This window comes from Chromobacterium sp. Panama, assembly GCF_003052555.1.
Taxonomy (GTDB): domain Bacteria; phylum Pseudomonadota; class Gammaproteobacteria; order Burkholderiales; family Chromobacteriaceae; genus Chromobacterium.
In genome coordinates, this window is record NZ_QARX01000008.1 from 1 (window position 1) to 3,144 (window position 3,144).

Sequence of the window (3,144 nt, forward strand, 5' to 3'; positions counted from 1 at the left end):
CGCGCCGCGCTGCCCGCGCCGCAAGCGCTCAGCGCCGCCCTGCGCGTCGAAGCCCGCTCGGACGCCGAACGCGTGCTGGCCCAGATCTGGGCCGACGTCCTCGCCGTGCCGCTGCCCGGCATCGACGACAACTTCTTCGCCCTCGGCGGCGATTCCATCCTCTCCCTGCAAGTGGTCGCCCGCGCCCGCGACCAGGGCCTGGCCCTGAGCGTGCAAAAACTGTTCAGCCTGCCCACCATCCGTCAGCTGTGCGAAGCGCCGGACGCGGCCGCCGGCCACGAGGCCGCCGCGCGGCAAGCCTTCGCCCAGATAGCCCAAGCCGACCGGCTGCGCTTGCCCGACGATGTGATCGAAGCGCTGCCGATGTCGCGGCTGCAAGCCGGCATGCTGTTCCATAGCGAGCTGTCGCAAAACGGCGCCATCTTCCACGACATCTTCAGCTTCGACCTGCGCCTGCCCTGGGATGAGGCCGCCTGGCGCGCCGCCGTTCGCCGCCTAACGGAACGCCACGCCGCGCTGCGCACCACCTTCCACTGGAACGCCTACTCGGAACCGCTGCAGCTGATTCATCGCGACGGCGACATCCCGCTGAGCGTCGCCGACTTGCGCGCGCTGGCGCCCGAGGCGCAAAGCCGGGCGCTGGCCGACTTCGTCGCCGCGGAAAAAGCCCGGCCCTTCCAGCCGCAATCACCGCCGCTGCTGCGCCTCGCCCTGTTCCGGCTGGAAACGGGCCGCGCGCGGCTGACGCTGAGCTTCCATCACGCGATTCTGGACGGCTGGAGCGTGGCCACCCTGGTCACCGACTTGCTGCGTCTGGCGCGCCAGCCCGAGACCGCCGGCGCCAGCGACGCGGACGGCGCGCTGAGCGCGCTGTTCATCCAGCAAGAGAAGCAGGCCGAGAACGACCCGGAACTGAAAGCGGCCTGGCAACGCCGGCTGGCCGGAACGGAAGCGTCCATCCTGCCCCGGCTGAGGCCTGCGCGCCCAGCCGCCGGCGCGCGCAGCGTCCGCCGCCTCAGCCGCATGCTGCCGGCCGAACTGTCCGGCGCGCTGGACGCCGCCGCCGCGCGGCTGGCGCTGCCGCTCAAGACTGTGCTGCTGACCGCCCATCTGCGCGTGCTGGCGCTGCTGACCGGTTCCGCCGCCGCCAGCACCGGCTACGTCACCCACAGCCGCCCCGAGCGCGAAGACAGCGCCGCCGCGCTGGGCCTGTTCCTGAACACCCTGCCGCTGAACGTGGCGCTGCAAGCCGGCAGCTGGGCGCAATTGGCGCGCGGCGTCTTCGCCGAGGAAACCGCGCTGCAGCCCTTGCGCCGCCTGCCGCTGGCCGCCGTCATGCAGCTGAATCAGGGCCGGCGCGGCTTCGAGGTCGGTTTCAACTACATCCACTTCCATGTCTACGGACAGGCGCTGCGCTTGCCGGAGGTGACGGTAGAAGGCGTGGAAGTGTTCGAGGAAACCGACTTCCCCTGCCTGGTGCAGTTCAGCCGCGACCCGCGCGACCAGGGCCTGGAGCTGACGCTGGCCTGGGACGAGGCGGAATTCGACGCGCCGCAGATTGAGGAGATGGCCGCCTATCTGCAAAAAGCGCTGACGGCGCTGGCCGCCGACCCGGACGCCGATTGGCTGGCCGCGCCGCTGCTGAACGCCGAACAAACCGCCCAGGCCCTGGGCCCGACGCCTCTCGTCGTCGCGCCGCCGCATCCCGATCTCTGCGCCTGGTTCGAACACGCCGCCCAGACCTTCCCTGAGCGTATCGCCGTTCAGGGCGACACCGCCGCGCTGCGCTACCGCGAACTGGACGCCCGCGCCAATCAATTGGCCCGCCAATTGCTCCAGCTCGGCGTGCTGCCCGAGCAACGCGTCGGACTCTGCTGCCAGCGCCAGCCGGATCTGCTGGTCGCCATTCTCGCCATCCTCAAGGCCGGCGCCGCCTATGTGCCGCTGGACCCCGGCTATCCCGCCGAGCGCCTGGAGTTCCTGGTCCACGACAGCGCCATCCATGTCGTCGTTGGCGACGCCGAATCCGCCGACGCCCTGCCCGCCGGCCTGGCGCTGCGCTGGCTGGACGTCGCCATTTCGTCCGGCGACGACACCCCGCCGCCGCGCCGTCTGCATCCGCAGCAGGCCGCCTACGTCATCTATACCTCCGGCTCCACCGGCACCCCCAAGGGCTGCGTGGTCAGCCATCACAATGTGGTCCGCCTGATCGCCGCCACCTCGGAGCGCTTCGCTTTCGGGCCCGACGATGTGTGGTCGCTATTCCACTCCTACGCCTTCGATTTCTCGGTCTGGGAGATCTGGGGGCCGCTGCTGTTCGGCGGCACTTGCCTGGTGGTGCCTTATTGGGTGTCGCGTTCGCCCGAAGCCTTCGCCAGCTGGCTGCAACAGCACCGGGTGTCGGTGTTGAACCAGACCCCGGCCGCCTTCCGCCAGTTGATTCCCGCCGCCGCAGAGCACGTCTTGCCGGACTTGCGCCTGGTGATCTTCGGCGGCGAGGCGCTGGAGCTGGCCAGCCTGGAGCCCTGGTTCCAACAACGCGGCGATCAGCGTCCCGAGCTGGTCAATATGTATGGCATCACCGAAACCACCGTGCATGTGACCGAGCGCGCCATCCGTCAGGCCGATCTCGACGCCCGTCGCGGCCAGGTGATCGGCCAGCCGATTCCCGATCTGGCCTTCCATCTGCTGGACCGCTTCCTGCAGCCGGTGCCCGTCGGCGTGCCCGGCGAGATCTATGTCGGCGGACCCGGCGTCGCCCGCGGCTACTGGAACCGCCCGGCGCTGACCGCCTCCCGTTTCCTGCCCAACCCCTTCGCCGCCGACGGCTCCCGCCTCTATCGCTCCGGCGATCTGGCCCGCCGCCGCGCCGACGGCGAGATCGAATACCTGGGCCGCGCCGATCACCAGGTCAAGCTGCGCGGCTTCCGCATCGAGCTGGGCGAGATCGAGGCCGCGCTGTGCCGGCTGCCCGCGGTGCGCGAGGCGCTGGTGCTGCTGGACCGCCCCGCCGCCGGCGAGCCGCGGCTGGTCGCCTACGCCGTCGGCGACGCCGAACCGGCCGCCTTGCGCGCAGCGCTGGCCGCCGAGCTGCCCGAACACATGCTGCCCGCCGTCATCGTGGCGCTGGAGCGTTTCCCGCTG

1 protein-coding gene is annotated in these 3,144 nt (G+C 70.8%); it reads left to right on the forward strand.

Features of this window, described 5'->3' with window-relative positions; all coding sequences use genetic code 11:
* On the forward strand, positions 1-3,144 hold a 3,144-nt coding region (locus DB032_RS23435; protein WP_146176799.1), incomplete at both ends, for a non-ribosomal peptide synthetase.